23 protein-coding genes are annotated in these 24,000 nt (G+C 70.3%); 11 read left to right on the top strand and 12 right to left on the bottom strand.

The genetic code is table 11. The annotated features are described in order from the left end of the window. The first annotated feature begins 32 nt into the window (after nucleotides 1-32). A complete protein-coding gene (locus JOF43_RS12940) occupies nucleotides 33-2,138 on the top strand; it encodes a PASTA domain-containing protein (RefSeq protein WP_209902584.1) in 2,106 nt (701 codons plus the stop codon). Nucleotides 2,139-2,273: 135 nt separating this feature from the next. On the opposite strand, the gene JOF43_RS12935 is transcribed toward JOF43_RS12940, so the two are convergent. Both JOF43_RS12935 and JOF43_RS12930 read right to left on the bottom strand, forming a co-directional pair. Then, on the bottom strand, nucleotides 2,274-3,668 hold the full coding sequence (locus tag JOF43_RS12935) for a class II 3-deoxy-7-phosphoheptulonate synthase (RefSeq protein WP_209902583.1): 1,395 nt from the start codon (nucleotides 3,666-3,668) through the stop codon (nucleotides 2,274-2,276). A 135-nt stretch (nucleotides 3,669-3,803) separates the two neighbouring features. After that, nucleotides 3,804-4,538, bottom strand: a complete 735-nt coding sequence (locus tag JOF43_RS12930) for a lysophospholipid acyltransferase family protein (protein ID WP_209902581.1) — start codon at nucleotides 4,536-4,538, stop codon at nucleotides 3,804-3,806. Nucleotides 4,539-4,622: 84 nt separating this feature from the next. Here JOF43_RS12930 and JOF43_RS12925 point away from each other — a divergent pair, with 84 nt between their 5' ends. Both JOF43_RS12925 and JOF43_RS12920 read left to right on the top strand, forming a co-directional pair. Further along, complete coding sequence (locus JOF43_RS12925; RefSeq protein ID WP_209902579.1) at nucleotides 4,623-5,399, top strand: alpha/beta hydrolase; 777 nt, start codon at nucleotides 4,623-4,625, stop codon at nucleotides 5,397-5,399. Continuing rightward, nucleotides 5,396-5,950: a hypothetical protein gene (locus JOF43_RS12920; RefSeq protein WP_209902577.1), complete on the top strand. Its 555-nt coding sequence runs from the start codon at nucleotides 5,396-5,398 to the stop codon at nucleotides 5,948-5,950. Before JOF43_RS12925 ends, JOF43_RS12920 begins: the two co-directional genes overlap by 4 nt. Before the next feature lie 75 nt (nucleotides 5,951-6,025). On the opposite strand, the gene JOF43_RS12915 is transcribed toward JOF43_RS12920, so the two are convergent. Beyond that, nucleotides 6,026-6,961 (bottom strand): ROK family glucokinase, encoded by a 936-nt coding sequence (locus JOF43_RS12915; protein ID WP_209902575.1) that lies wholly within the window; start codon nucleotides 6,959-6,961, stop codon nucleotides 6,026-6,028. 172 nt (nucleotides 6,962-7,133) lie between these two features. Here JOF43_RS12915 and JOF43_RS12910 point away from each other — a divergent pair, with 172 nt between their 5' ends. The 3 genes from JOF43_RS12910 to JOF43_RS12900 all read left to right on the top strand — a co-directional run bounded on the left by JOF43_RS12910 (nucleotide 7,134) and on the right by JOF43_RS12900 (nucleotide 11,086). Next, nucleotides 7,134-8,942, top strand: coding sequence for an AMP-dependent synthetase/ligase (locus tag JOF43_RS12910; RefSeq protein WP_209902573.1), 1,809 nt, complete (start codon nucleotides 7,134-7,136; stop codon nucleotides 8,940-8,942). Between the two features lie 153 nt (nucleotides 8,943-9,095). Next, a complete protein-coding gene (locus JOF43_RS12905; RefSeq protein WP_209902571.1) occupies nucleotides 9,096-10,754 on the top strand; it encodes a DEDD exonuclease domain-containing protein in 1,659 nt (552 codons plus the stop codon). Nucleotides 10,755-10,804: 50 nt separating this feature from the next. Beyond that, nucleotides 10,805-11,086: an Lrp/AsnC family transcriptional regulator gene (locus JOF43_RS12900; RefSeq protein ID WP_209902569.1), complete on the top strand. Its 282-nt coding sequence runs from the start codon at nucleotides 10,805-10,807 to the stop codon at nucleotides 11,084-11,086. A gap of 25 nt (nucleotides 11,087-11,111) precedes the next feature. Here JOF43_RS12900 and trpD read toward each other — a convergent pair whose 3' ends face one another. Next, the gene (gene trpD / locus JOF43_RS12895) at nucleotides 11,112-12,194 is read right to left on the bottom strand and encodes an anthranilate phosphoribosyltransferase (protein WP_209902568.1); all 1,083 of its coding nucleotides are present in this window, start codon (nucleotides 12,192-12,194) and stop codon (nucleotides 11,112-11,114) included. A 232-nt stretch (nucleotides 12,195-12,426) separates the two neighbouring features. On the opposite strand from trpD, the gene ctaE reads away from it, so the two are divergent. The 4 genes from ctaE (at nucleotide 12,427) to qcrB (ending at nucleotide 16,813) form a co-directional block, all read left to right on the top strand. After that, nucleotides 12,427-13,158, top strand: coding sequence for an aa3-type cytochrome oxidase subunit III (gene ctaE, locus JOF43_RS12890; protein ID WP_209902566.1), 732 nt, complete (start codon nucleotides 12,427-12,429; stop codon nucleotides 13,156-13,158). Between the two features lie 91 nt (nucleotides 13,159-13,249). Further along, nucleotides 13,250-14,050 (top strand): cytochrome bc1 complex diheme cytochrome c subunit, encoded by an 801-nt coding sequence (qcrC, locus tag JOF43_RS12885; RefSeq protein WP_209902564.1) that lies wholly within the window; start codon nucleotides 13,250-13,252, stop codon nucleotides 14,048-14,050. An 8-nt stretch (nucleotides 14,051-14,058) separates the two neighbouring features. Beyond that, nucleotides 14,059-15,123 carry a cytochrome bc1 complex Rieske iron-sulfur subunit gene (qcrA, locus tag JOF43_RS12880; protein WP_209902562.1) on the top strand — a complete coding sequence of 355 codons (1,065 nt, stop codon included), beginning with the start codon at nucleotides 14,059-14,061 and terminating at the stop codon, nucleotides 15,121-15,123. 4 nt (nucleotides 15,124-15,127) lie between these two features. Then, nucleotides 15,128-16,813 (top strand): cytochrome bc1 complex cytochrome b subunit, encoded by a 1,686-nt coding sequence (gene qcrB / locus JOF43_RS12875; RefSeq protein ID WP_209902561.1) that lies wholly within the window; start codon nucleotides 15,128-15,130, stop codon nucleotides 16,811-16,813. A 105-nt stretch (nucleotides 16,814-16,918) separates the two neighbouring features. Here the strand turns inward: qcrB and JOF43_RS12870 are convergent, their stop codons facing one another. The 8 genes from JOF43_RS12870 to JOF43_RS12840 all read right to left on the bottom strand — a co-directional run bounded on the left by JOF43_RS12870 (nucleotide 16,919) and on the right by JOF43_RS12840 (nucleotide 23,282). Then, on the bottom strand, nucleotides 16,919-17,263 hold the full coding sequence (locus tag JOF43_RS12870; RefSeq protein WP_342592176.1) for a hypothetical protein: 345 nt from the start codon (nucleotides 17,261-17,263) through the stop codon (nucleotides 16,919-16,921). Between the two features lie 192 nt (nucleotides 17,264-17,455). After that, nucleotides 17,456-17,578: a hypothetical protein gene (locus JOF43_RS23010; protein WP_281065030.1), complete on the bottom strand. Its 123-nt coding sequence runs from the start codon at nucleotides 17,576-17,578 to the stop codon at nucleotides 17,456-17,458. A 154-nt stretch (nucleotides 17,579-17,732) separates the two neighbouring features. Next, entirely contained in the window at nucleotides 17,733-18,149 is a 417-nt protein-coding gene (locus tag JOF43_RS12865; protein ID WP_209902559.1) for a cytochrome c oxidase subunit 4, read from the bottom strand. A gap of 1 nt (nucleotide 18,150) precedes the next feature. Continuing rightward, entirely contained in the window at nucleotides 18,151-19,863 is a 1,713-nt protein-coding gene (gene ctaD, locus JOF43_RS12860; RefSeq protein WP_209902557.1) for an aa3-type cytochrome oxidase subunit I, read from the bottom strand. Then, nucleotides 19,860-20,780, bottom strand: coding sequence for an aa3-type cytochrome oxidase subunit II (gene ctaC, locus JOF43_RS12855; RefSeq protein ID WP_209902555.1), 921 nt, complete (start codon nucleotides 20,778-20,780; stop codon nucleotides 19,860-19,862). The genes ctaD and ctaC overlap by 4 nt, the downstream gene beginning before the upstream one ends. A gap of 383 nt (nucleotides 20,781-21,163) precedes the next feature. After that, nucleotides 21,164-21,523: a HesB/IscA family protein gene (locus JOF43_RS12850; RefSeq protein WP_209902554.1), complete on the bottom strand. Its 360-nt coding sequence runs from the start codon at nucleotides 21,521-21,523 to the stop codon at nucleotides 21,164-21,166. A 76-nt stretch (nucleotides 21,524-21,599) separates the two neighbouring features. Continuing rightward, nucleotides 21,600-21,737 carry a hypothetical protein gene (locus JOF43_RS12845; protein WP_245354108.1) on the bottom strand — a complete coding sequence of 46 codons (138 nt, stop codon included), beginning with the start codon at nucleotides 21,735-21,737 and terminating at the stop codon, nucleotides 21,600-21,602. 129 nt (nucleotides 21,738-21,866) lie between these two features. After that, entirely contained in the window at nucleotides 21,867-23,282 is a 1,416-nt protein-coding gene (locus JOF43_RS12840; RefSeq protein ID WP_209902552.1) for a dipeptidase, read from the bottom strand. Nucleotides 23,283-23,384: 102 nt separating this feature from the next. Here JOF43_RS12840 and JOF43_RS12835 point away from each other — a divergent pair, with 102 nt between their 5' ends. Then, nucleotides 23,385-23,975 (top strand): DUF3043 domain-containing protein, encoded by a 591-nt coding sequence (locus JOF43_RS12835; protein ID WP_209902550.1) that lies wholly within the window; start codon nucleotides 23,385-23,387, stop codon nucleotides 23,973-23,975. Nucleotides 23,976-24,000: the final 25 nt, after the last annotated feature.

Raw genomic sequence — 24,000 nt, 5'->3', positions numbered from 1 at the left:
CCTCCCGCTCCACCACGTCCTAGGTTGGGCCCGTGAGCGCGGCGACGTCGACTTCCCCCGGCATCAGCCTGCTCCTCGACGACCGGTATCGGGTCGAGGAGCCCATCGCGCGCGGCGGTATGGCGACGGTGCACCGCGGGCACGACGAGCGCCTCGACCGCGTCGTCGCCCTGAAGATCATGCATCCCCACCTCGCGACGGACGAGGACTTCCGGCGACGGTTCGGCCGTGAGGCGCGCGCCGCGGCCCGGCTCGCGCACCGCAATGTGGTCGGGGTCTTCGACCAGGGCGAGGACGAGGACCGCATCTATCTGGCCATGGAGCTGGTCGAGGGGCAGACGCTGCGGGCCCGCGTCCTCGAGCAGGGCCGCCTCAGGATCCGCGAGACCCTCGAGGTCACTGCGCAGGTGCTCGAGGCGCTGGTGGCGGCGCACGACGCCGGGATCGTCCACCGCGACATCAAGCCGGAGAACATCCTCCTGGACCAGGACGACGTGGTGAAGGTCGCCGACTTCGGCCTCGCCCGGGCGATCGGGGCCAGCAACTCCTCCGCGAGTGCGACGCTGCTCGGCACCGTCGCCTACATCAGCCCCGAGGTGGTCACCCGCGGGCACAGCGACGAGCGCAGCGATCTGTACTCGCTCGGCGTGGTGCTGTTCGAGATGCTCACCGGACGCCAGCCGTTCCTCGGGGAGCAGCCCGTCCACATCGCCTTCCAGCATGTCCACGAGGACATCCCGGCGCCCTCCACGTTGGTCTCCGGGATCCCCCGAGAGCTCGATTCCCTGGTCACCTGGGCGGCCTCCCGGACGGTCGAGCAGCGCCCCGCGACCGCCGCCGAGCTGCTGCGCGCGGTGCGAGAGCTCAGCCGGACCATGCCGGCCCCGACCCTCGACCAGCGTCCGGTGCCTCGTGAGGACGACGACACCTCGGACGTGCCGCGGCCGACGGCTCCGCTCGAGGACGCCGTGGCAGAGCTGGGCAGCGGACCGCGCGTCTTCCCCGCGGGACTCCTGGCCGACGCCGAGGACGTCTTCGCGGCCCCCCTGCCGGAGGTCGATGGTGACGAGGACTCCGGCGCGCAGGAGGAGGACGATCCCGCGCAGGACGCGACCGACGACGGCTCCGCCATCGAACCACCCGGGTCCGAGGAGGCGGACGAGGAGGATGCCGCGCCGCGGGCCGTGGTGATGCGGGCACCGCAGGGTCGCCGTGGTCGTCACTTGCCCCTGGGCACCCGGCGCCGCTCACGGCCGGTCGCCCTCCTCGCCGCGCTCAGTCTCCTGGCAACTCTCGTGACCGGCGCCTGGTTCGGCACCGACTGGTATCTCAACACCGGCCCCGGCGCCGATCGCACCATCCCCGTGCTCTCCGGCACCGAGCTGAGCGATGCCGAGGCGGTGCTCGACTCCTCCGGCCTCGGCATCACCACCGAAGAGAGGTTCGACGACACCGTCCCCGCCGGCCACGTCATCACGGCCGATCCCGGTCCCGGGACCACCGTCAAGAAGGGCACGAGCGTCGAGATCGTGGTCTCCCGGGGCGTCGAGACCTTCCCGGTCCCCGATCTGGTCGGTACCGGTCTGGAGTCGGCCACGCAGCAGGTCGAGGACCTGGGGCTCGAGCTCGTGGAGGAGGACCCCGAATATTCCGAGACCGTTCCGGAGGGCGAGGTGATCTCCCAGTCGCAGGAGGCCGAGGCACTGCCCGCCGGCGGCGAGGTGCACGTGGTCGTCTCCCAGGGTCGCCAGCCGATCACCATTCCTGACCAGACCGGCAGGAGCGGTGAGGCCGCCCGCAGCGCCCTGGAATCGGCCGGTTTCACCGTCGATGCCTCCTCGAGCCATTCACCCAGCGTGCCCGCCGGTTCGGTCATCTCCCAGTCACCCGCTTCCGGCACCGGCCACCGCGGGGACACCGTCACCCTGGTGACCTCGCTGGGACCCGAGATGGTGACCGTCCCCGACGTCTTCCGCCGACCGGAGGCCGAGGCGAGGAAGACCCTCGAGGGCGCCGGATTCGAGGTCACCGTCGAGCACGACCGCGGTGAGCCGGTGTTCGGCCTGGTCTACGAACAGTCCGCCGCGGCCGGGTCCGAGCTCGCGAAGGGCTCCGCGATCACCATCACGGTGTTCTGAGCTCGCTGCGCAGACACGGGAACAGGAATCACGGGGCAGGCGGCGAACGCCGCGCCGGCTGGGGAGGCAGAGGACAGCGCCGGTACGTCCCGAGGGGGCGTGCCGGCGCTGTCCCGGACCGAACGGGGGCGGGGTTCAGCGGCGCGAGAGCATCTCCGCGACCAGGAAGGCGAGCTCGAGGGACTGCTGGTGGTTCAGGCGCGGGTCCACGAGGGTCTCGTAGCGCCGGGTCAGGCCCTCCTCGTCGATCTCTCCGCTGCCGCCGAGCACCTCGGTAACGTCGTCGCCGGTGAGCTCCATGTGCAGGCCGGCGGGGATCGTGCCGAGCCCCTGGTGGACCTCGAAGAAGCCGACGACCTCGTCGAGGATGTCCTCGAAACGTCGGGTCTTGTACCCGTTGGAGGAGGTGATGGTGTTGCCGTGCATCGGGTCGGTCACCCAGGCGACCTCCGCCCCGGCATCGCGCACCCCCTCCACCAGGGCCGGGAGACGATCACGGATCTTCCCCGCCCCCATCCGGGTGATGAACGTCAGGCGCCCGGGCTCGCGCTCCGGGTCGAGCCTGTCGATCAGGCGCAGCGCGTCGTCGACCGAGGCGTCCGGCCCGAGCTTGACCCCGATGGGGTTGCGCAGGCGGGACATGAAGTCGACGTGCGCGCCGTCGAGCTGCCGGGTCCGCTCGCCGACCCACAGGAAGTGGCCGGAGCAGCCGTAGATCTCCCCGCTCCGGGAGTCGATCCGCGCCAGCGCTTCCTCGTAGTCCAGCAGCAGGGCCTCGTGCGAGGCGTAGAACTCGACGACCTTGAGGGAGTCGAAGTCCGCGCCGATGGCGTCCATGAAGCGGATCGCCTTGTCCACCTGGGCGGCCAGCTCCTCGTAGCGGTCGTATCCCGCGCCCGAGGTGAATCCCCGGTTCCAGGAGTGCACCTCGCGCAGGTCGGCGAAGCCGCCGCCGGTGAAGGCCCGCAGCAGGTTCAACGTCGAGGCGCTGGTGGTGTACATCTGCCACAGGCGGCGCGGATCCGGGATCCGTGCCTGCGGGGTGAAGGCGTGAGCGTTGACGGCGTCGCCGCGGTAGGTCGGCAGGGTCACGCCGTCGCGGGTCTCCTCGTCACCCGAGCGCGGCTTGGCGAACTGGCCGGCCATCCGGCCCATCTTCACCACCGGCACCGAGGCGCCATAGGTGAGCACGGCGGACATCTGCAGGATGGTGCGGATCTTGTTGCGGATGCGATCCGCGGTGGAGTCGGCGAAGGTCTCCGCGCAGTCTCCCCCGGCGAGCAGGAACGCCTCACCGCGGGCCGCGGCCGCGACGCGCTCGCGCAGCACGTCGACCTCGCCGGCGAACACCAGTGGCGGCGCAGCGCGCAGGTCGTCGGAGACCCGGGCCCGCTCGGCCTCGTCGGGCCACACCGGCTGCTGCACCCGCGGATACTCGCGCCAGGACCCGAGTGCCGCCAGGCCGTCGTCGGCCGAGGACAGCGTGAAGTCGTGGGCGCGGGCGGGGGCATCGGGGCTGAACTGAGTCACCCTCACAGGGTACGCAGTCCACCTCGGCGCGGCGGCGGGATCCCAGTGGGCAGGACCACAGTCGCGAGGGCTTGCGGACACGCTTCGCGAGACCGTGGCGAGGCGGGCCGGTGGGTGCGGCCCGGTCGCGACCGGTCACCTCGTCGCGTCGGGCCCCGGTCCCTCCGCACCCTCCTGGGCTGCCGCCCGCAGGCGTCGCTTGACGTCGGTCGCGTACTCCTCGCTGCGCTCCTGCCCCGACAGCTCGTGGATGCGGTCCATGACCACGTCCGTCACGGCACGCAGGACCTGCGCCTCCTCCGCCCCCTCGAGCGAGCGGGCGATCGCGGCGGCGTCCAGCGGCTCCCCCAGCACGGCACGGACCCGGGGAGTGCGCCGCGGGAAGAAGCGCCGTCCACGCTGGGCCTCGAAGGCGCCGAGCATCGCCACAGGGATGATCGGGGCGCCGGTGGCCAGGGCGAATCGCGCCACGCCGGTCTTGCCGCGGTAGAGCCGACCGTCGGGGCTGCGGGTGCCCTCGGGGTAGATCCCGAGCACCTTCTGGGCCCGCAGCACCGTCAGTCCCGCCTCGATCGCGGTGCTCGCGGCATGCCCGCCCGAGCGGTCCACCGGCATCACGTGCAGACCGCGCATCACCCCGGCGACCACCTTGTTCAGCGGGGACCGGCCGGCGAAGATATCCGACTTGCCCAGGAAGTGCACGGTCCGACGCACCTGTCCGGGCAGGAACACGGCGTCGGAGTAGGCCAGGTGATTGGAGGCCAGGATGACCGCGCCGCGGTCGGGGATGTTCTCGGTGCCGGCGATCGTGGGGTTCCAGAGCACTCTCGCCACGCCCATGACGACAGGTTTGGCGAGCTCGTACAGCACTACGCACTCCTCAGCTGCAGGCTCCGGGGAGCCGGGGTCTCGGACGGGGATGAAGCATGCCGGCGCGGGTGCGACGATGTACCCATGGCGTTCAGCGAACTGTCCCGCCCCTGGCGCGCGCGGGGTCACTCTAACCCGCGCGGCGGTCTGCTCCTGTGCCACGGATTCACCGGAACCCCGCAATCGATCCGCCCATGGGCGGAGGACCACGCGGCCCGCGGGTGGGCCGTCGAGCTGCCGTTGCTGCCCGGTCACGCCACCACCTGGCAGGACCTCGCCGCCCACCGATGGCAGGACTGGTACCACCAGGTGCGCGAAGCGGCGCTGGAGCTCTCCGCACGGCACGGGCCGATCGCCGTGGGCGGCCTGTCGATGGGTGGCTCGCTCGCCCTCGCCCTGGGCGAGGACCCGGAGTTGCGAGGGCGTGTCGCAGCGCTAGTGGCGGCGAACCCGGGGGTGACCCTCCCGGGGGCGGCGGGTGCCGCAGGGCTGCTCGCGCCGCTGCTGCGCACCGTGCCCGGGATCGGGTCCGACGTCGCTCGCGAGGGAGCGGTCGAGGAGGCGTACGAGCGCACGCCGCTGCGTGGCGTCGCCCAGCTGCGGCGCCTGTTCTCCCGCACGCGGGACCACCTCGCAGACGTGACGGTGCCGCTGCTGCTGGCGACCTCGCGCACCGACCACACCGTCCCGCCCCGGGACAGCGACCTCGTCGCCGCCGGGGTGAGCGGACCGGTCCAGCGCCTGTCCCTGCCGCGCAGCTATCACCTGGTCCCACTGGATCACGACGCCCCGCAGCTGTTCGAGGCCTCCGCGCGGTTCCTGGACCGGCACGTCCCCGGCCCGGCGGGAGGTGCCCGATGACCTCGGACCGCGGCAGCACGCCCGATCCCCGCGACGTCGACGCCGAGTTCGCGCGCATGCTGGAGGACGAGGGAATGGTGCTGCGCCCCGGCGAGGCGCCGCGGGAGCCGGCGGCACCCGAGGGCCCCGAGAGCCCGCGGGGCCCTTCCTCGGACGACGACTTCTGGTCCCCCAGTGCCGAGTCCCCGCCGGAGCCGCCGAGCGAGGAGTCGCGCGCCCGTTCGCGCGCCGCGCATCCCGCCGCCGGAGGGAGCGACGGCATCGGCGGTCTGCGCGGCGCGGCGGGTCCGCGCGAGCTCGATGACGACGAGGTGCTCTACGGCGACTTCGAGCCGCCGGACCCCGATCTCCCGCAGCCGTCCTCCGGCACCCTGTGGTCCTGGACCGCGCTGATCGGCGGGTTCGTGCTGCTGGTCGCCTCCTCGGTGTCGCCGGCGCTGCCCGGCGCCCTTGGGTGGGTGGGCGCTCTCGCGGCCGTGGGCGGCGTGGTCTCGCTGCTCCTGCGGGTCCCCGGCTCCCGCGACGGGGACGACGACGGCGCGGAGGTCTGAACGCTCCATCGCCCCGGCGCTCCCCGTGCCCCCGGCCATGCTCCTCGGGCGACCCCGACCGCCGGGACCTGGACCTCAGCGGGCGAGGTCCGCGGCGCCCACGATTCCGGCCCGATTCCCCATGCCGGCGAGCACGAAGGGGGCGAGCTCACGGTGCGTGCGCGCGGTCAGGTGCGCGGCGTAGGAGTCGCGGGCCGGATCCAGCAGCAGGTCCCCGGCCGCGGCGACCCCGCCGCCGACGACGATCATGTCGGGGTCCAGCAGCGAGGAGATCGAGGCGACGCCGATCCCCAACCACGACCCGAGCTCTGCGATCAGCTCCACGGCGCCGGGGTCGCCCTGCTGCGCCAGACGGGTGATCAGCGGGCCGTCGATCTCCTTGCGCGCTCCGCCGGCCGCCTGCACCAGCGGCCCCATCAGCGGGTCGCCCGCGGAGGCGCGGCGCTTGGCCGTGCGCACCAGGGCGGTGCCCGCGGTGTACTGCTCCAGACATCCCTTGCGGCCGCAGCCGCACCACTGCCCGTCGGGCACCGCGGTCATGTGCGCCACCTCGCCCGCGAAGCCGCCGCTGCCGCGGATCAGACGTCCGTCCAGGACGATCGCACCGCCCAGCCCGGTACCGACCGTGACCATCAGCATGTGCCGCGCCGCCGTCGCCGCCCCGAATCGGTACTCGGCCCACCCGGCCGCGTTGGCATCGTTCTCGATCACGACCGGCAGGCCGGTCAGCCGCTCCAGCTCGTCGGCCAAAGGGTGCTCGCGCCAGGCCAGGTTCGCGGCGAACTTCACGGTGCGGCGATCGGAGCTGACGAAGCCCGCCGCACCGACACCGACCCCGACGACCTCGTGGTCGGTGCGCAGCTCCGCCACCGCATCGGCGACACCGGCCTCGAGCAGTTCCGGATCCGTGGCGGGCGTGCTCCGCGTCGTCGCAGCGATGACCTCCCCGTCCTCGTCGACCACGCCCGCCGCGATCTTCGTGCCGCCGATGTCCACTCCGATGGAGAGCATGGTGCTCCTTCTCGATCACGCAGGATCGCTTGGTCCTCTATCGCCGGTCGCCCGGGCCGTCGTGACATATCGTATGCGGCGCTGACGTAGGATCGGTCCGACCCCACCAGCGCTTCCGGGCAGGCGTCCGGGATGACGAGGGAGCGCACCGGCCCGGATCGAAGGAGATTCGATGAAGCAGTTCACGACCGCCCCGCAGCACGAGAGCCGACCGGACGAGAACACGACCGATCTGCTCCTGGGGCGCCTTCGGTCGAATCCCGCGGTGCCGATCTTCGAGCACGCCCAGGAGGACGGCACCTACCGGCCGATGAGCACGGCCGATTTCGTCGACGAGGTCAAGCAGGTCGCCAAGGGCCTGCTCGCCTCCGGGCTCGCGAGCGGGGACGTCGTCGCGATCCTCTCCCGCACCCGGTACGAGTGGACGCTGGCCGACTGGGCCGTGTGGTGGGCCGGCGGCGTGAGCGTGCCGATCTACGAGACCTCCTCCCCCAGCCAGATCCAGTGGATCGCCTCCGACACCAGCGCCCGCTTCGCCCTCGTCGAGGCCGCCCGCCATCAGGAGGACGTCGAGTCCGTACGCGGCGAGCTGCCCGCGCTCGAGCACATCGGGGTGCTCGACGACGGCATCATCGAGGACCTCAAGGCACGCGGCGCAGACGTCAGCGACGAGGACCTGGAGGCCCGCCGCACCTCGCGCCGCCTCGACGATGTCGCCACCATCATCTACACCTCCGGCACCACGGGCCGTCCCAAGGGGGCCGAGCTCACGCACGCCAACTTCGTGGACACCTCCCGCAGCGCGGTGAACCTGCTCGGTCAGCAGGTGCTTCCCCCCGGCTCGCGGATGCTGATGTTCCTGCCGATGGCGCACGTCTTCGCCCGTCTGCTCACCGTGCTGGCCGCCTCCTGGCCGGTCACCACGGCGTTCACCGCGGACACCAAGAACCTGCTGCCCGATCTCGAGGCCTTCAAGCCCACCTTCCTGCTCGCCGTGCCACGCGTGTTCGAGAAGGTCTACAACGGCGCCGAGGCGAAGGCCATCGCCGGGGGCCGCGGGAAGATCTTCGCCGCGGCCGCCGAGAGCGCGATCGCGTACTCGTCGGCCCAGAGCGCCGGCGCCGTGCCGATCGCCCTGAAGGTCAAGCACGCGGTCTTCGACAAGCTCGTCTACGGGAAGCTGCGCGCCGCCATGGGCGGAGACGTCGGCTGGGCCGTCTCCGGTGGTGCACCGCTGGGCGCGCGTCTGGCGCACTTCTTCCGCGGCATCGGGGTCACGGTGCTGGAGGGCTACGGCCTCACCGAGACCACCGCCCCGATCTGCGTGAACCTGCCCTGGGCGGTCAAGCCGGGCACCGTCGGCCCGCCGCTGCCGGGCTCCACGGTCGCGATCGACGAGAACGGCGAGATCCTGGTCAAGGGTGTGATGGTCTTCGCGGGCTATCGCAACAATCCCGAGGCCACGGCCGAGGCGCTCCAGGACGGCTGGTTCCGCACCGGGGACCTGGGCTCGCTGGACGAGGACGGTGCGCTGACCATCACGGGGCGCCGCAAGGAGGTCATCGTGACCGCGGGCGGCAAGAACATCTCCCCCGCCCAGCTCGAGGACCAGTTGCGAGCCCATCCGCTGGTCAGCCAGTGCGTCGTGATCGGCGACCAGAAGCCCTTCGTCGCCGCGATCCTCACCCTCGATGCCGAGATGCTCCCCACCTGGCTGAAGAACAAGTCGCTGCCGGAGATGACCCTCTCCGAGGCCGCCGCGGACGAGCAGGTCCGTGCCGAGCTGCAGACGGTCATCGACTCGGCCAACCAGTCCGTCTCGCGGGCGGAGTCCATCCGCGCGTTCGAGGTCATCGACTCGGACTTCACCGAGGAGAACGGATACCTCACGCCGTCGCTGAAGCTCAAGCGCAACGTGGTGGTCAAGGACATGGCTCCGGTCATCGAGAAGATCTACTCCGGCTCCCGGCCCGCTTCCTGATCCGAGGACCTGGGGCCGGGGTCGCATCCGCTCCGCTCGGCCCCGAGCCGCCCTGGCCCCGCGCAGCCGTGGTCCCCGCGCCGCGGACTCGGGTGAGCGTCCGCACCTCGCGGCGCGCACCCGGGTGTCGGGGCCCCGTCGTAGTCTGCCGTCATGTCCGCACGCCGTCAGCTGAGCTTCGAGGATCTCGGGACCCCGCTGGTGGAGGCCACGCTGGTGGTCGTCGATCTGGAGACCACCGGCACGGACCCCGCGAGCGACGCCATCACGGAGATCGGCGCGGTCAAGATCCGCGGTGGCGAGGTGCTCGGTGAGTTCCGCACCTTCGTCGATCCCGAGCGTCCGATCCCCGCCTACATCGCCTCGCTGACCGGTATCACGGACGCCTCGGTCGCCGGCGCCCCGCGTGTGGCGACCGTGCTGCCGATGTTCCTCGAGTTCGTGGGGGACGCCGCACTGGTCGCGCACAACGCCCGGTTCGACATCTCCTTCCTCAGCGCCCAGGCCGCCCGCTGCGAGATCGGCTGGCCGCGGCCGCTGGTGCTCGACACCCTGGCGCTCGCCCGCAGGGTCTTCCGCCGGGACGAGGTGCGCGACCACAAGCTGTCGACCCTGGCCTCGCACGTCGGAGCCGGCATCACACCGGACCACCGGGCACTCTCCGACGCCCGCGCCACGGTCGACGTGCTCCACGCGATCATCGAGCGGCTGGGGCCGACGGGTGCCGCGACCCTCGAGGACCTCTCCTCGGCCCACCGCCGGGCCACGCCGGTGCAACTGCGCAAGAAGCACCTCGCCGAGGACGTCCCGTCCGTGCCCGGCGTCTACCGGTTCCTCGATGCGCGCGAGCAGGTGCTCTACGTGGGCACCTCCCGGAACCTCCGGTCACGGGTGCGCACCTATTTCACGGCGGCCGAGACCCGGCGCAAGGTGCTGGACATGCTGCCGCGCGCGGAGTCGATCCGGGTCATCGAATGCACCACCCCCACCGAGGCCGCGATCCGCGAGCTGCGGATCATCGGCTCCGAGAAGCCGCCCGCGAACCGGCACGGACTGACGCCCCAGAAGGCGATGTGGCTGCGACTGGGCAGCGGCACCGAGGGCCTGCGAGCCGCACGGCTCGCACGCGCCGAGACCGACGGCTCCGCCCAGATCGGCCCGCTCGCCTCCCGGCACGACGTCGAGCCGATGCGCGGGCTGCTCACCGACGCCGTGCTGGGACGCGGGGCGTCCTTCGAGCAGGGCGCAGGAGGGGCCTTGCCCCGCGGGCGCCCTCGCGACCGGATCCGCCGGGCCATGCTCACCGACCCCCGCGAGGTGCTCGACCACGTCGCCGGGCGGCTGCGGGCCCATACCGCGGCCGGACGCTACGAGGACGCGGAGAAGCTGCGCCGGCTGACCCTGACCTTCCTCGAGGCCGCTCGCCGCGCCGCCCGGCTGCGGGCGATCGCGGAGGTCCCGCTGCTGGTCGCCGCGCGGCCCAGCACCGATCCGGTGATCGGCGGGCGCGGATGGGAGCTCCTGGCGACCCGGCACGGACGCTTCTCGGGCACCGCCCTGGTCCCTGCCCGGGCCGATCCGGTGGCGGTCGCCCGCTCGCTGGCGGCGACCGGTGCCGGGGAGGCGGAGCACGCGGCGGTGATGTGCCAGGGATACCACCAGGAGACCGAGATCCTTCTCACCTGGCTCGAGTCCGAGGGGATGCGCACGGTCCTGGTCGAGGGCGAGTGGTCCCAGCCCGCACTGGCCCGTTTCGACGCCGAGCATCTCGCGGAGCGCTTCGCCCGGACCGTCCCGGCGTCCGGGGCATAGGCTCGGGACACCTGTCCCGCCGCGATCGCCGCCCCGCCCTAGGAGAAGTCATGATCACCGCCATCGTCTCGATCGTCGTCGAGTCCGCCCGCATCCCCGAGGTCGCCGAGGCAATCGTCGATCTGGAGGGCATCGAGCAGGTCTATTCCGTCACCGGGGACGTCGACCTCATCGCCGTGGTGCGGGTGCGCGCCCACGAGGATCTGGCCGGGGTCATCGCCGATCAGCTCAGCAAGGTCGCCGGCGTGCTCGACACCTCGACCAACATCGCCTTCAAGACCTATTCCAAGCAGGATCTCGACGCGGCCTTCGACCTGGGCATCGACGGCTGAGACCGACGCAACCGATCCGGCGCGCTCAGGACTCGGCCGCGGAGGCCTCCTGCGAGGCCGCGGCCCAGCGCCTCACCAGATCGATCGGCCGGCCGGAGTCCAGTGCCTCACGGGCCTCGGCGAAGGCAGCGGCGAAGCGGTCGTGGAACCCGTCGGAGGCCTCCTGCCCGATGCCGTCGAAGGCGAGGACGCCCGCCGCGGCGTTCAGCAGCACCGCGTCCCGGATCGGACCCATGCGCCCGTCCCGGACGCCTCGGAACAGCTCGCGCGCCACCTCGGCGTTCTCCTCGGCGGTGCCGCCGCGGAGCACCTCGGCGTCGCTGCGCGGGATCCCCAGCAGGCGCTCGGGGTCGAGCACGTGCTCGCGCACCTGACCGCCTCGCACCTCCCACACGTCCGACGGGGCGGTCACGGTGAGCTCGTCGAGCCCGTCCTGGCCCCGGAAGACCAGGGCGCTCGTGCCCCGGGCGGCGAAGACTCCCGCCACGGTGGGAGCGATGAGCGGATCCGCCACGCCCACGGCGCTCGCCCGCGGCCGGGCCGGATTGGTGATCGGCCCCAGGATGTTCATCACGGTGGGGATGCCCAGCCCTTTGCGCGCCTCGGCGGCGAAGCGCATCGACGGGTGGAAGACCTGCGCGAACAGGAAGGTCATCCCGATCTTCCCGACCAGCTCCTCGACCGCGGGCACGGGCAGGTCGAGACGGACGCCGAGGGCCTCGAGCACGTCCGCGGAGCCCGAGCGGGAGGTCGAGGCACGGTTGCCGTGCTTGACGACCGTGCGCCCCGTCGACGCGATGATCATCGAGGCCATCGTCGAGATGTTCACCGTCTGGGCGAGGTCGCCGCCGGTGCCGACGATGTCGACCGCGCGACGCGGAGCCTGCACCGGGCGGGCGTGAGCCACCATCGCGTCCGCCAGCGCGGCGAGCTCTTCGCTGGTGGTCCCCTTGGCCTGCAGCGAGACCAGGAATCCTGCGAGCTGCACCGCGGTCGAGCTGCCGGACATGACCTCGTCCATCGCCCACGAGGCCTCCTGGGGCTCGAGCTCCTCGCCCCGCACGAGACGCGCCGTGATCGTGGGCCAGGTCGGAGTGTTCTCGCTCATGCCTCGATGATCGCACCTCCCGCGCGCGTGGGCCGCACCGATCACGGATCGGATCACAGATGCATCACGTCCGCGCACACGCTGGTCACCTGCGGCTATCGGAGGCGTGTCCCGGTTCGTGACACGGCGTCAGGAGGGATATGCTGGCCCCGTCCTCCCGGGGCCGAGCCCTGCGGTGCGCCTGCCGTCGTGATCCGGCGCGCCGACCCTGACGACACGACATAATGGTGACGTGACTACTGCGACCTTGCCTGAGCGCTCCCCCGCCGCTGCACCAGCGGTCGGCCGCCCGAACCCGACGCAGATCGGCACGATCGTCTGGCTCTCCAGCGAGCTGATGTTCTTCGGCGGCCTGTTCGCCATGTTCTTCACGCTGCGGTCGATGGCGCCGGACACCTTCTTCGAGGGTGAGTCGCACTTCACCCACGGCTTCGCCCTGGTGAACACGACCATCCTGGTGCTGAGCTCCGTGACCTGCCAGATCGGCGTGTTCCTGGCCGAGGGCAAGTTCCCCGGCGGCAAGCCCTTCGCCCCGCGCAAGCGCCGCAGCGGCTCGATCTTCAACGTCGCCGGGTGGGGGATGATCGAGTGGTACACCCTCACCTTCATCATGGGCGCGATCTTCGTGTCCGGCCAGGCCTACGAGTACACCGAGCTGGTCCACAACGGAGTGACGCTGTCGTCGACGCCGTTCGGCTCGATCTTCTACCTCGCCACCGGCTTCCACGGCATCCACGTGGTCGGCGGCCTCGTCGCCTTCCTCCTCGTGCTCATGCGGGCCTTCGTCGCCGAGGAGTTCACCCAGCACGAGCAGGTCTCCGCGATCTGCATCTCGTACTACTGGCACTTCGTCGACATCGTGTGGATCGTCCTGTTCTTCATCGTGTACATGCTCGATCCGCTCTCGACCCTGTTCAACTCCGGTCACTTCATCCCGGTCGAGTTCACCTGGAGCATCTTCTGATCCCCGCGCCCGCACCCGCCGTCCGGCCCGGTGCGCTCACCACCGTCCATCCCTCCCCCGCTCGCCCCCTCCACGAATCGAGGTCCGAACCGTGAAGGCACTCGCCGCACGTCGTCATCACCCGATGGCGCTTCTCGTGATTCTGCTGCTCGCTCTGGTGGCGACCGGCGGGCTGTACGTCGCCTTCCAGCCGCAGACAGCTCAGGCAGAGGGCTACACGCAGGACGACGTCGAGGCCGGCGAGTCGCTGTTCCTCGCCAACTGCGCGACCTGTCACGGCACCAACGGGGCGGGTCTGGAGAACGCCGACGGTTCCACCCTCGGCCCCTCCCTGGTCGGCGTGGGCGCCGCCGCGGTCGATTTCCAGGTCGGCACCGGCCGCATGCCCATGCAGTCCTCGGGCCCGCAGGCCTGGGAGAAGCCGCCGCAGATGAACGAGGAGCAGACCCGGCAGCTCGCCGCGTACGTCGCCTCGCTCGGCCCCGGCCCGGCCGTCCCCGACGAGGAGGCCCTCGACACCTCGAAGGGTGACGCCACCAAGGGCGGCGAGATCTTCCGCGTCAACTGCGCCATGTGCCACAACGCCGCCGGCCAGGGCGGCGCCCTCACGCGTGGCAAGTTCGCCCCGCCGGTCGTGGGCGTGGAGCCCAAGCACGTCTACGAGGCCATGGACACGGGCCCGCAGAACATGCCGGTCTTCAACGAGACGAACCTGTCCTCCGAGGACAAGCGTGACGTCATCACCTACCTCGAGGCCCTGGAGGAGAACGGCTCGCCAGGCGGCATCTCCCTGGGCTCCCTCGGCCCCGTGACCGAGGGCCTGTACGCCTGGACGATCATCCTGACCCTCCTCCTCGGCTGTGCCGTGTGGCTGGGGGCGAAGGCCAAGTGAACGCGAGCATGAACAACTCTTCCCACGCCACGAGCCAGGACTCCGGGGTCAGCGCTGTCGCGCCCAAGGAGGGCGGCGGATTCCCCAACCCGGGGCTCCCCCCGCATGTCCATCGTCAGGCCGACGTCTCCCCCGCCGCGGAGAAGCGCGCCGAGCGCCTCGTCGCCGGCATGTTCCTGCTGTCCGTCCTGGGCACGGCGATCTTCATCGCGGCGTACTTCGTCGTGACCCCTACAGGCACGAACCTCTTCGCGGAGGAGGGCACGTCGCAGGCCCTGTGGTGGTCGAACCTCGTCACCGGCCTGGGCCTGGCGATCGCGGTGTTCTTCATCGGTGCCGCCGCGGTCCACTGGGCCAAGACCCTCATGCCCGATGAGGAGATGGTCGAGGAGCGCCACGACATCCGCGGCTCCGACGAGACCCGCGAGATCGCCGCCGGCATCATCACCGACGGCCTCGAGGAGTCCGGTATTGGGCGGCGGCCCCTGATCGTGACGGCCATGGTCGCCTCGCTGGCCGCGCTGCCGATCGCCGTGCTCGCACCGCTGTCGACCCTCGGGCCGCTGCCGGGCAACAAGCCCTTCCACACCTTCTGGGGCCAGCACCCCGGCCAGCGTCTGGCCCGGGACCACGACGGCACCCCCATCAAGCTGTCCGACGTCGCGATGAATTCGATCTTCCACGTGATGCCCGAGGGCCTCACCGAGGACACGCCGCACCACCTCGAGGAGCGAGCGAAGGCCGCCACGATGATCGTGCGCTTCGACCCCAAGTTCGGCAAGAACCCCGAGAGCTTGGCCAACGGCGTGGAGGGCGTGCTCGCCTTCTCGAAGATCTGCACGCACGTCGGCTGCCCGGCGGCGCTCTACGAGCAGCAGACCCACCACATGCTGTGCCCCTGCCACCAGTCGACCTTCGACGCCACCGATGGCGCGAAGGTGCTCTTCGGCCCGGCGCACCGTCCGCTGCCGCAGCTCCCGATCGAGGTCGATGACGAGGGCTACCTGGTGGCCCCCGGCGACTTCCCCGAGCCGATCGGTCCCAGCTTCTGGAACATCCACAAGGACAAGTGATCCCATGACGACCACGACTCCCGAAACCCGGAAGCCGGCTTCCGACGACGCGAGCAGCTCGCGCATGTACAAGCTCGGCGCGGTGGGCGGCGACTGGCTCGACCAGCGCGTCTCCGGCGGCGGCTTCGTCAAGTTCATCGCCCGCAAGATCTTCCCCGACCACTGGTCGTTCATGTTCGGCGAGGTGGCGCTGTACAGCTTCGTCATCCTGCTGATCTCGGGCACGTTCCTGACGATGTTCTTCGACCCCTCCATGGAGGAGGTCGTCTACGACGGCCCCTACGTGCCGCTGCAGGGCGAGACCATGTCGCGCGCCTACGAGTCCACGCTCCAGATCTCCTTCGAGCTCCGCGGCGGCCTCCTGTTCCGCCAGATGCACCACTGGGCCTGCCTCGTCTTCATGGTCGCGATCTTCGTGCACATGTTCCGGGTCTTCTTCACCGGCGCCTTCCGCAAGCCGCGGGAGCTCAACTGGCTCGTCGGCTTCTCGCTGATGGTCCTGGGCATGGTGGCCGGCTTCTCCGGCTACTCCCTCCCGGATGACGTGCTCTCCGGTAACGGCGTTCGAATCATCGACGGCCTGATGCGCGCGATCCCCATCGTGGGCACCTATCTGTCCATGCTGCTGTTCGGCGGCGAATTCCCCGGCACCGACATCATCCCGCGCCTGTTCACGATCCACATCCTGCTGGTGCCGGCGATGATCCTCGGTCTGATCGCGATCCACCTGGTGCTGCTGGTGCTGCACAAGCACACGCAGTACCCCGGCCCGGGTCGCACCGAGCGCAACGTGGTCGGTTTCCCCGTCTTCCCGGTCTACGCGGCCAAGGCCGGCGGATTCTTCTTCCTCGTCTTCGGCGTCATCACCCTGATCTCGGCCACCACCGCGATCAACGCCGTCTGGGTCTACGGCCCCTACGACCCCTCGCCCGTGTCCGCGGGGTCGCAGCCGGACTGGTACATGCTCTGGACGGATGGCGGTCTGCGCCTGATCCCGGGCTGGGAGTTCACGATCTTCGGGTACGTGATCTCGCTGAACATGCTGATCCCGATCGCGCTCTACGGCGGTCTGCTGGCGGTGCTCGCCCTCTACCCCTTCCTCGAGGCGTGGGTGACGGGCGATGATCGCGAGCACCACCTCAACGATCTGCCGTACAACGCACCGGTCCGCACCGGCCTCGGCGTGGCCTGGATCATGATCTATCTGATCCTCGCCCTGGCCGCGACGAACGACCTCATCGCGATCGCGCTGCATCTGTCGATCAACGACATCACCTGGTTCTTCCGGGTGGGCATCTTCGTGATACCCGTGCTGGCGTTCTTCATCACCAAACGACTGTGTCTCTCGCTCCAGCGTCAGGCGCGGCAGAAGGCGCTGCACGGCGAGGAGAGCTCGCGGGTGGTGCGCACGGATTCCGGGCAGATGCTCGAGATCCACGAGCCGCTCGACGAGTTCGATCGCTGGGTCCTGGTGCAGCACGACGACTACCGTCCGCTCAAGGCCGGCAAGGGCGTCTCCTCGCTGCGCGCGAAGGCGACCAGCTTCTTCTTCAAGGATCGGATCGAGCCGGTCACGCCGGCCGAACTGCGCGAGGCCCTCGAGCATGCCGGTCACGAGAAGCACACGATCGACGCGGCCACCGGTGGGGACTACCGCATCCCGGCCGAGAAGGCGCACCACTCGGGCTGACCTCGAGACACCTCAGCGTGCACCATGAGAGCGGGCCCCGGGAAGATTCCCGGGGCCCGCTCTCATGGATGCGGGGACGGCTCAGGCACCCCCTCCCGGGAGAACTCAGCGCAGGAGAGGACTGCGGCGGCCCGGCCGCTGCGGGGGGCGGCCCGCGGCCGCCGAGACGAGATAGCGGGCACCGACGAGGCTCAGGCGCCGCTCGACCCGTCGCAGTTCGCGCATCGCCCGCAGCTGCTGGGAGCTCGCATCGATCCCCGCCTCGGACAGGACGGTCCGCGCCCAGCCCACGGCGCGGTCCAGCGCCGCCTCGTCCGCGAACAGGCCGCGGACCTCGCGCTCGGCCCGTGCCGACGGGTCCATGTCACCGATGATCATGCCGACCCCCTGAGAACTGATGCCGCCGTGGCGAGGAGCCTCGGCACGCTCCGCGGCGGCTCCCCTGCCCACGCTAGCACCGTGTCCCGCGCACGGTCCCCGGAGGACCTCGTGGCACCGCGGAGCTCGGCCCCCTTCCCTCGCTCCCCGCCCGTCGCTCGCCATCCGCCGTGCGCGAGCCGCCGGGCCCGAGGAGAGCACAGCATCACAGCGTCACTCGGCTGTTCAGGGGTGTACGCATGTTTCATGTTTTATGTTGGCGCATCACAGGTGAGGACGCAGTCCCTCGTCACCGGCCGTCCGGTGCTGCGGGTGGACCGCCCCGAAGAAGCGCGTGCCCGGGCCGATCACGACGGGCAGGACGCCCATGCGCACCTCGTGGACCATGCCCGCGACAGGACCCGGTCGTCCAGCGTGTGACGACTGTCGCCGCAGAGGAAGTCCCCGCTCGCAGGGGCAGGCACACAGAACGACGGCCCCGCATCGAATGCGGGGCCGTCGAGCGGCGTCCACAAGGGCGCCGGAAGTGGGAGGTAGGGCCTCAGTGCTGGTGCTGACCGACCGAGAACTCCAGGACCCAGCTCAGCACGCCATAGATCGAGAAGATGACGCCGAAGGCGAAGATCCACCAGCCGGCGGCGACACCGAGGAAGCACAGGGCCGCACCGATACCGGCCCAGAGCGGGGCCCAGCTGTACGGGGAGAAGCTGCCCTGGACGCCGGCATGCTCGGAGACCTCGGCGTCCAGATCGTCGGACGGGCCGACGTCGTTCTTCTTCGCCGCGAGAGTCAGGCCCATGGCGATCATGAAGGCGAGGCCCGTCACGGCGATCAGGGCCGGGAACCCGGCGCTCTCGACGCCGAGGGGCTCGAAGTTGCCGGTGACGACTCCGTACGCCACGGCGACGATCAGGAAGAAGACTCCCAGGATCCAGAAGATCTGCGCAGTTGCTCTCATGTCAGTTGGTCCTCGGATTCACGGCGGGCTCCTGCTCGAGCATGTGGTCCTGGAGCGCGACCTCGGGGTAATGGAGATCGAAGGCGGGACGCTCGGACCGGACGCGGGGCAGGGAATGGAAGTTGTGCCGGGGCGGCGGGCAGGAGGTCGCCCATTCGAGCGAGGCTCCGTAGCCCCACGGGTCATCGACCTCGACCTTCTTCCCCTTCAGGTGCGTGAGCACCACGTTCAGGAGGAAGGGCAGCGTGGAGGCGCCCATGATCACGGCACCGATCGTCGAGACCTGGTTCAGCCAGCCGAAGTCGTCCTCGGCCAGGTAGTTCACGTAACGGCGGGGAGCACCCATCACGCCGAGCCAGTGCTGGACCAGGAACGTCATGTGGAAGCCGATGGTCAGCAGCCAGAAGTGCAGCTTGCCGATCCCCTCGTTGAGCTTGTACCCGAACATCTTCGGCCACCAGAAGTAGAAGCCGGCGAACATCTCGAAGACCACGGTCCCGGCCATCACGTAATGGAAGTGCGCGACGACGAAGTAGGTGTCCGAGATGGTGAAGTCGAGAATCGGCGAGGAGAGGATCACGCCGGTCAGGCCACCGAAGATGAAGGTGGTCAGAAAGCCGAGCGTGAACAGCATCGGGGTGTCGAAGGTCAACGACCCTCTCCACATGGTGCCGATCCAGTTGAAGAACTTCACGCCGGTCGGCACCGCGATCAGCATCGTCATGAAGGCGAAGAAGTCCAGCATCACGGCGCCGGTGGTGTACATGTGGTGCGCCCACACGGTGACGGACAGGGCGGCGATCGAGATCGTCGCACCGACCAGCGTCTTGTAGCCGAACACCGGTTTGCGCGAGAACACCGGGATGATCTCGGTGGCGATGCCGAAGAACGGCAGGGCCAGCACGTACACCTCGGGGTGCCCGAAGAACCAGAACAGGTGCTGCCACAGGACGGCGCCGCCGTTCTCGGGGTTGAAGATCTGCGCGTCGAAGCGTCTGTCCGCACCCAGTGCCAGCAGCGCGGAGGCCAGCGGCGGGAAGGCCATCAGCACCAGAACGGCCGTGATCAGCGCGTTCCAGGTGAAGATCGGCATGCGGAACATGGTCATGCCGGGCATGCGCATGCACAGGATCGTGGTGATGAAGTTGACCGAGCCCAGAATCGTGCCGAAGCCCTGCAAGCCCAGGCCGAATACCCAGAGATCACCACCCAACCCTGGTGAGAAGGTCGTGTCCGACAAGGGCGCGTAGGCGAACCAGCCGAAGGAGGCCGCGCCCTGCGGGGTGAGGAAGCCGGAGACCACGATCAGCGAGCCGAACAGGGTGATCCAGAAGGCGAACATGTTCAGGCGCGGGAACGCCATGTCCACGGCGCCGATCTGCAGCGGCACCAGGTAGTTGGCGAAGCCGTTGAACAGCGGCGTGCCGAACATCAGCAGCATGATCGTGCCGTGCATGGTGAACAGCTGGTTGTACTGGTCCTTGGAGACCACGACCTGCAGGCCGGGCTCCCACAGCTCGGTGCGGATGCCCAGGGCGAGAAGGCCGCCGAACGCGAAGAACGCGAACGCCATACCCATGTACATCAGGCCGATCAGCTTGTGATCGGTGGTCGTCAGCAGGTTGAAGATCTGCTTGCCGAGGCCGGTGCTGCCGGTCTGCTGGAACCGCGCAGTCTCCGGAGTGGCCGGCGCGGTCGTCGTCTCGGCGCTCACTGGTTCGCTCCCTCGGTGGGCTCGGTGTAGCGAGGACCGGCGTCGTCATGCTTCTCGCGCATGCTCCACTCCTCCTCGTTTCGGTTCAGATCCACACCGAGCTGGCCCTCGTAGCCCTGGTCCTTCAGCTCCTGCATGTGGGCGTCGAACTCCTCCTGGGAGACGACCTTCACGTTGAAGAGCATGTCCGAGTGGTACTCGCCGCACAGCTCGGCGCACTTGCCCGCGTAGGTGCCCTCACGGGTCGGGGTCACCTGGAAGCTCGTGGTGTGGCCCGGCATCATGTCCTTCTTGTACAGGAAGTCCACGACCCAGAAAGAATGGATGACGTCACGTGAGTCGAGGTTGAACTCGACGGTCTCGCCCACCGGCAGGTACAGCACCGGCAGGGACTCGGCCGCGCCCGGCTCACCGGTGGCGAAGGACTGCACGCCGGCGGGCTCGTGGACGTCGTCATCGACGTAGTTGAAGTCCCAGCTCCACTGCTTGGCGACGACGTCGACCGTGTAATCGGGCTCCGCCTCGTGCATCTCCACCGCGCGGGTGTCCTGCTGGGTGAAGTAGAAGAAGGTGAGCACCATGATCACCGGCACGAGCGTGAACATGAGCTCGAGCGGGACGTGGTAGCGCAGCTGGATCGGGAAGCCGGTGTCGTTCTTGCGGCGGCGGTAGGCGATCGCGCACCAGATCGTCAGGCCCCAGATGATCAGGCCGACGATGAGCAGCACTCCCCAGGCACCGACCCAGAGGTTGGTGATCGTGCCGGTCCGGTCCGTGACCTCGCCGTCCGGGTAGCCGGGCAGGAAGCCTCTGCGCTGCTCGTCGGTGCAGCCCGACAGGAACAGGACGGCCAGGGCGAGGCCTGCTGTCGCCGCGCGGCGGACACCTCGCGCACGCTGGGGGACCTGGGGGATCACAGGGTATGACCTTCCGCTCGTCGTCTCCGGTGCCCGATCGCCGTTCCGCGCTGAGCTGCGCGACCGGCCCCGGTCCCCGGAGTTGGTACTGATGTGGGCGGGGACATGCCCACAGTGCCGCGCCTGCTCCGGGGAGCGGGCCGACGGGCGCAGGGCCCGCCGTATGACGGCACGTCGTCATCATACGGCTTTCGCGAAGCGCGTACCGCATCGGCACGCGCGCTGACCGTGCCCGTCACCGGTCCGTGATCTCTACCCAGGCGTACTGGGGCATGAAAACGGGCCCGACCAGGTGACGAGATCGTCACCGGGTCGGGCCCGGACCGCTCGCGGGACAGGTGCGGAGACCGTCGGCAGGCCTGCGCGGTCCCGGACCGCACGAGTCAGCTGAAGGAGTCCCCGCAGGCGCAGGAGCTGCCGGCATTGGGGTTGTCGATCGTGAAGCCCTGCTTCTCGATCGTGTCCGCGAAGTCGATGACCGCGCCGGAGAGGTACGGGCTGCTCATCTTGTCGACGATGACCTCGACGCCGTCGAAATCGGCGACCAGGTCCTCATCCATCTGACGTTCGTCGAAGTACAGCTGGTAGATGAGGCCGGAGCAGCCGCCGGGCTGTACGGCGATCCGCAGACGCAGGTCATCGCGCCCCTCCTGCTGCAGCAGGGACGTCACCTTCTCGGCGGCGCCGGAGGTGAGGGTGACGCCATGCGTCGCGGTCGGGCGCTCGGTGGTGGGCGTGGTCATGAGGTCCTCCTCGAAGCTCGTGTGCGCCCAGAGTACGCCCCGTGGGCCGGGAACGGGGGACGCGGCCCCTGTCCCCTCACAGGACCCCGCGGAAGGCCGCGAGCAGGATCACGATCCCGTACCCGGCCACCACCCCGAGGATCGCGCCCGTCGCGGCGTCGCGGCTCCCGCCCCGCACCACCACCGTGACGGAGGCGGCCAGGACGGCGAGCACGACGAGCAGGCCCGACCACAGCAGGAAGTACCCGGCGAGGAAGCCGACGATCAGCCCGAGCAGCAGCAGCGGGACCGTCGCCGGGGAAACGGTGGGGCTGCCTCCCCCGTCCCCTCGGCCCGGGTCCGTTCACGCCCGCCCCTCGCGCAGGCTGCCGGCGTCCTTCAGCAACAGCGCCTCGGCGAGGCAGACCCGCGCGAACTCGTCCAGGTGCAGCGACTCGTCGATGCCGTGGGCGCGCGACTCGGGATCCTCGACGCCGGTCACCAGCACCTCGGCCGACGGGAAGACCTCCAGCAGGTCCGCGATGAAGGGGATCGAGCCGCCCAGGCCCGTGTCCACGGCCGCGGCTCCCCAGGCGGCGCCGAGCGCGGTGCGGGCGAGATCCATCGCCGGGGAGTCCTGGCGCGCGCTGTAGGGCTTGCCCGTCTCCCCACGATGCACCGTGACCTGCGCCGTGTCGGGCGCGTGCCGCTCGAGGTGGCGGACCAGGGCATCCATCGCCTCCTGCGGGTCCTCGCCCGGCGGGATCCGCAGCGAGACCTTCGCGCGAGCGAGGGGGACCAGGGTGTTGGAGGCGTCCCGCACGCTCGGGGCATCGATCCCGATCACGGACAGGGCGGGGCGCGTCCACAGCCGCGCCGTGAGGGAGCCGCTGCCCGAGAGAGCGAGACCGTCGGGGACGCCCGCGTCCCGCCGGAAGTCGGCCTCGTCCATCTCGACGCTCGGGTCCTCGGCCCGCACCAGGCCCTCGACCGTCACCTCACCGTTCTCGTCGTGCAGGGTGGCCAGGAGGCGGGACAGCTGGGTGAGCGAGTCCATCACCGGGCCGCCGAAGAGCCCGGAGTGGACGGCGTGCTCCAGGGCGCGCACCTCGACCACGACGTCGACCAGGCCGCGCAGGCTGGTGGTCAGAGCGGGAGTGCCGACCGCCCAGTTGGCGGAGTCGGCCACGATGATCAGGTCCGCCTCGAGCGCGTCGCGATGTGCCTCGATGAAGGGCCGGAAGGTCGGCGAGCCGGCTTCTTCCTCGCCCTCGACGAAGACGGTGACGCCGATGCCGTCGGCGGCGAGCTCCTCCCCGACCAGGCGCAGCGCGGTCACATGGGCCATGACACCGGCCTTGTCGTCGGCGGCCCCGCGACCGTAGAGCCGACGGCCCCGCCCGGTGGGCTCGAACGGAGGGGTGCTCCAGTCGCTGACGTCGCCGGTGGGCTGCACGTCGTGGTGGGCATAGAGCAGCACCGTGGGCCGGCCCGGGGACGCCGGGTTGCGACCGATGACCGCCGGCGCGCCCTCGCCGACCGATTCGATGCTCACCTCCGCCATGCCCGCCCCGCGCAGCAGGTCGGCGACGGCCTCGGCGCTGCGTCGGACCGGCTCGCGGTCATAGCCCTCGAAGGCGATCGACGGGATCCGCACGAGGTCCTGCAGGTCATCCACGGCGGCGGGCAACAGGCCGTCGAGGCGGTTGCGCAGGGCGTCGAGGGCCGCGTCGTCTCCCGGCGCGGCAGGTGTCGTCGAGGGGACGTCCGGGGTGCTCATGGCGTCACCGTACCGCTCCGGCCTCAGCTCCTTCTGGCACGGAGAAGCATGTCACGCCACGCGTACCGGGGAATCCCAGGCGCAGTTGCCTAGAATGCCCCGGTGATCTTCCGCAAGTCAGAGACCCCGCAGACCCCCGAACCGGACCAGCCCGAGCGGCCCGGTTCCAAGGGGCGGCCCACCCGTTCGCGCAAGGAGGCCGAGGCCGCCCGTCGGCGACCCCTCGTGGTCGACGACCGCAAGGAGGCCCGGAAGCGGGATCGTGCGCGCGCCGCCCGGGAGCGGGCGGAGTCCCAGCAGGCGATGATGACGGGCGACGAGAAGAAGATGCCGCTGCAGCACCGCGGCACCGACCGCCGCCTGGTGCGCGACCTCGTCGACTCCCGACGCAACGTCGCCGAGTACTTCTTCCCGATCGCCCTGATCTTCATGCTGGTCGCGCTGGTCATGCCGCTGATCCGCCCGGAGCTCTACCTCGCGATGAGCACCGGCATGATCGTGGTGCTGTGGGGCGGCATCCTGGTGTGCGTCATCGACTCCTTCTTCCTGCGCCGACACCTGCGCAAGCGTCTCACCGCGGAGTTCGGTGAGGTGCCGCGGGGGCTGGTCGGCTACGGGATCATGCGCGCGATCCAGATCCGTCGATTCCGTCTCCCCCGCGCCCAGGTCAAGCACGGCCAGCTCGCACGCTGAGCGGACCGGCGCCCGGTCCCCCACG

It is taken from the genome of Brachybacterium sacelli, assembly GCF_017876545.1.
GTDB classification, from domain to species: Bacteria; Actinomycetota; Actinomycetes; order Actinomycetales; family Dermabacteraceae; genus Brachybacterium; species Brachybacterium sacelli.
Note: the sequence above shows the minus strand (reverse complement) of the source record. Positions and strands in the feature narration are given on the sequence as shown.

Coding starts and splice junctions, on each gene's coding strand:
- JOF43_RS12925 (WP_209902579.1), top strand. CDS start 4,623: ATGGCGTTCAGCGAACTGTCCCGCCCCTGGCGCGCGCGGGGTCACTCT.
- JOF43_RS12920 (WP_209902577.1), top strand. CDS start 5,396: ATGACCTCGGACCGCGGCAGCACGCCCGATCCCCGCGACGTCGACGCC.
- JOF43_RS12915 (WP_209902575.1), bottom strand. CDS start 6,961: ATGCTCTCCATCGGAGTGGACATCGGCGGCACGAAGATCGCGGCGGGC.
- JOF43_RS12910 (WP_209902573.1), top strand. CDS start 7,134: ATGAAGCAGTTCACGACCGCCCCGCAGCACGAGAGCCGACCGGACGAG.
- JOF43_RS12905 (WP_209902571.1), top strand. CDS start 9,096: ATGTCCGCACGCCGTCAGCTGAGCTTCGAGGATCTCGGGACCCCGCTG.
- JOF43_RS12900 (WP_209902569.1), top strand. CDS start 10,805: ATGATCACCGCCATCGTCTCGATCGTCGTCGAGTCCGCCCGCATCCCC.
- trpD (WP_209902568.1), bottom strand. CDS start 12,194: ATGAGCGAGAACACTCCGACCTGGCCCACGATCACGGCGCGTCTCGTG.
- qcrA (WP_209902562.1), top strand. CDS start 14,059: ATGAACAACTCTTCCCACGCCACGAGCCAGGACTCCGGGGTCAGCGCT.
- qcrB (WP_209902561.1), top strand. CDS start 15,128: ATGACGACCACGACTCCCGAAACCCGGAAGCCGGCTTCCGACGACGCG.
- JOF43_RS23010 (WP_281065030.1), bottom strand. CDS start 17,578: ATGGTCCACGAGGTGCGCATGGGCGTCCTGCCCGTCGTGATCGGCCCG.
- JOF43_RS12865 (WP_209902559.1), bottom strand. CDS start 18,149: ATGAGAGCAACTGCGCAGATCTTCTGGATCCTGGGAGTCTTCTTCCTG.
- JOF43_RS12850 (WP_209902554.1), bottom strand. CDS start 21,523: ATGACCACGCCCACCACCGAGCGCCCGACCGCGACGCATGGCGTCACC.
- JOF43_RS12840 (WP_209902552.1), bottom strand. CDS start 23,282: ATGAGCACCCCGGACGTCCCCTCGACGACACCTGCCGCGCCGGGAGAC.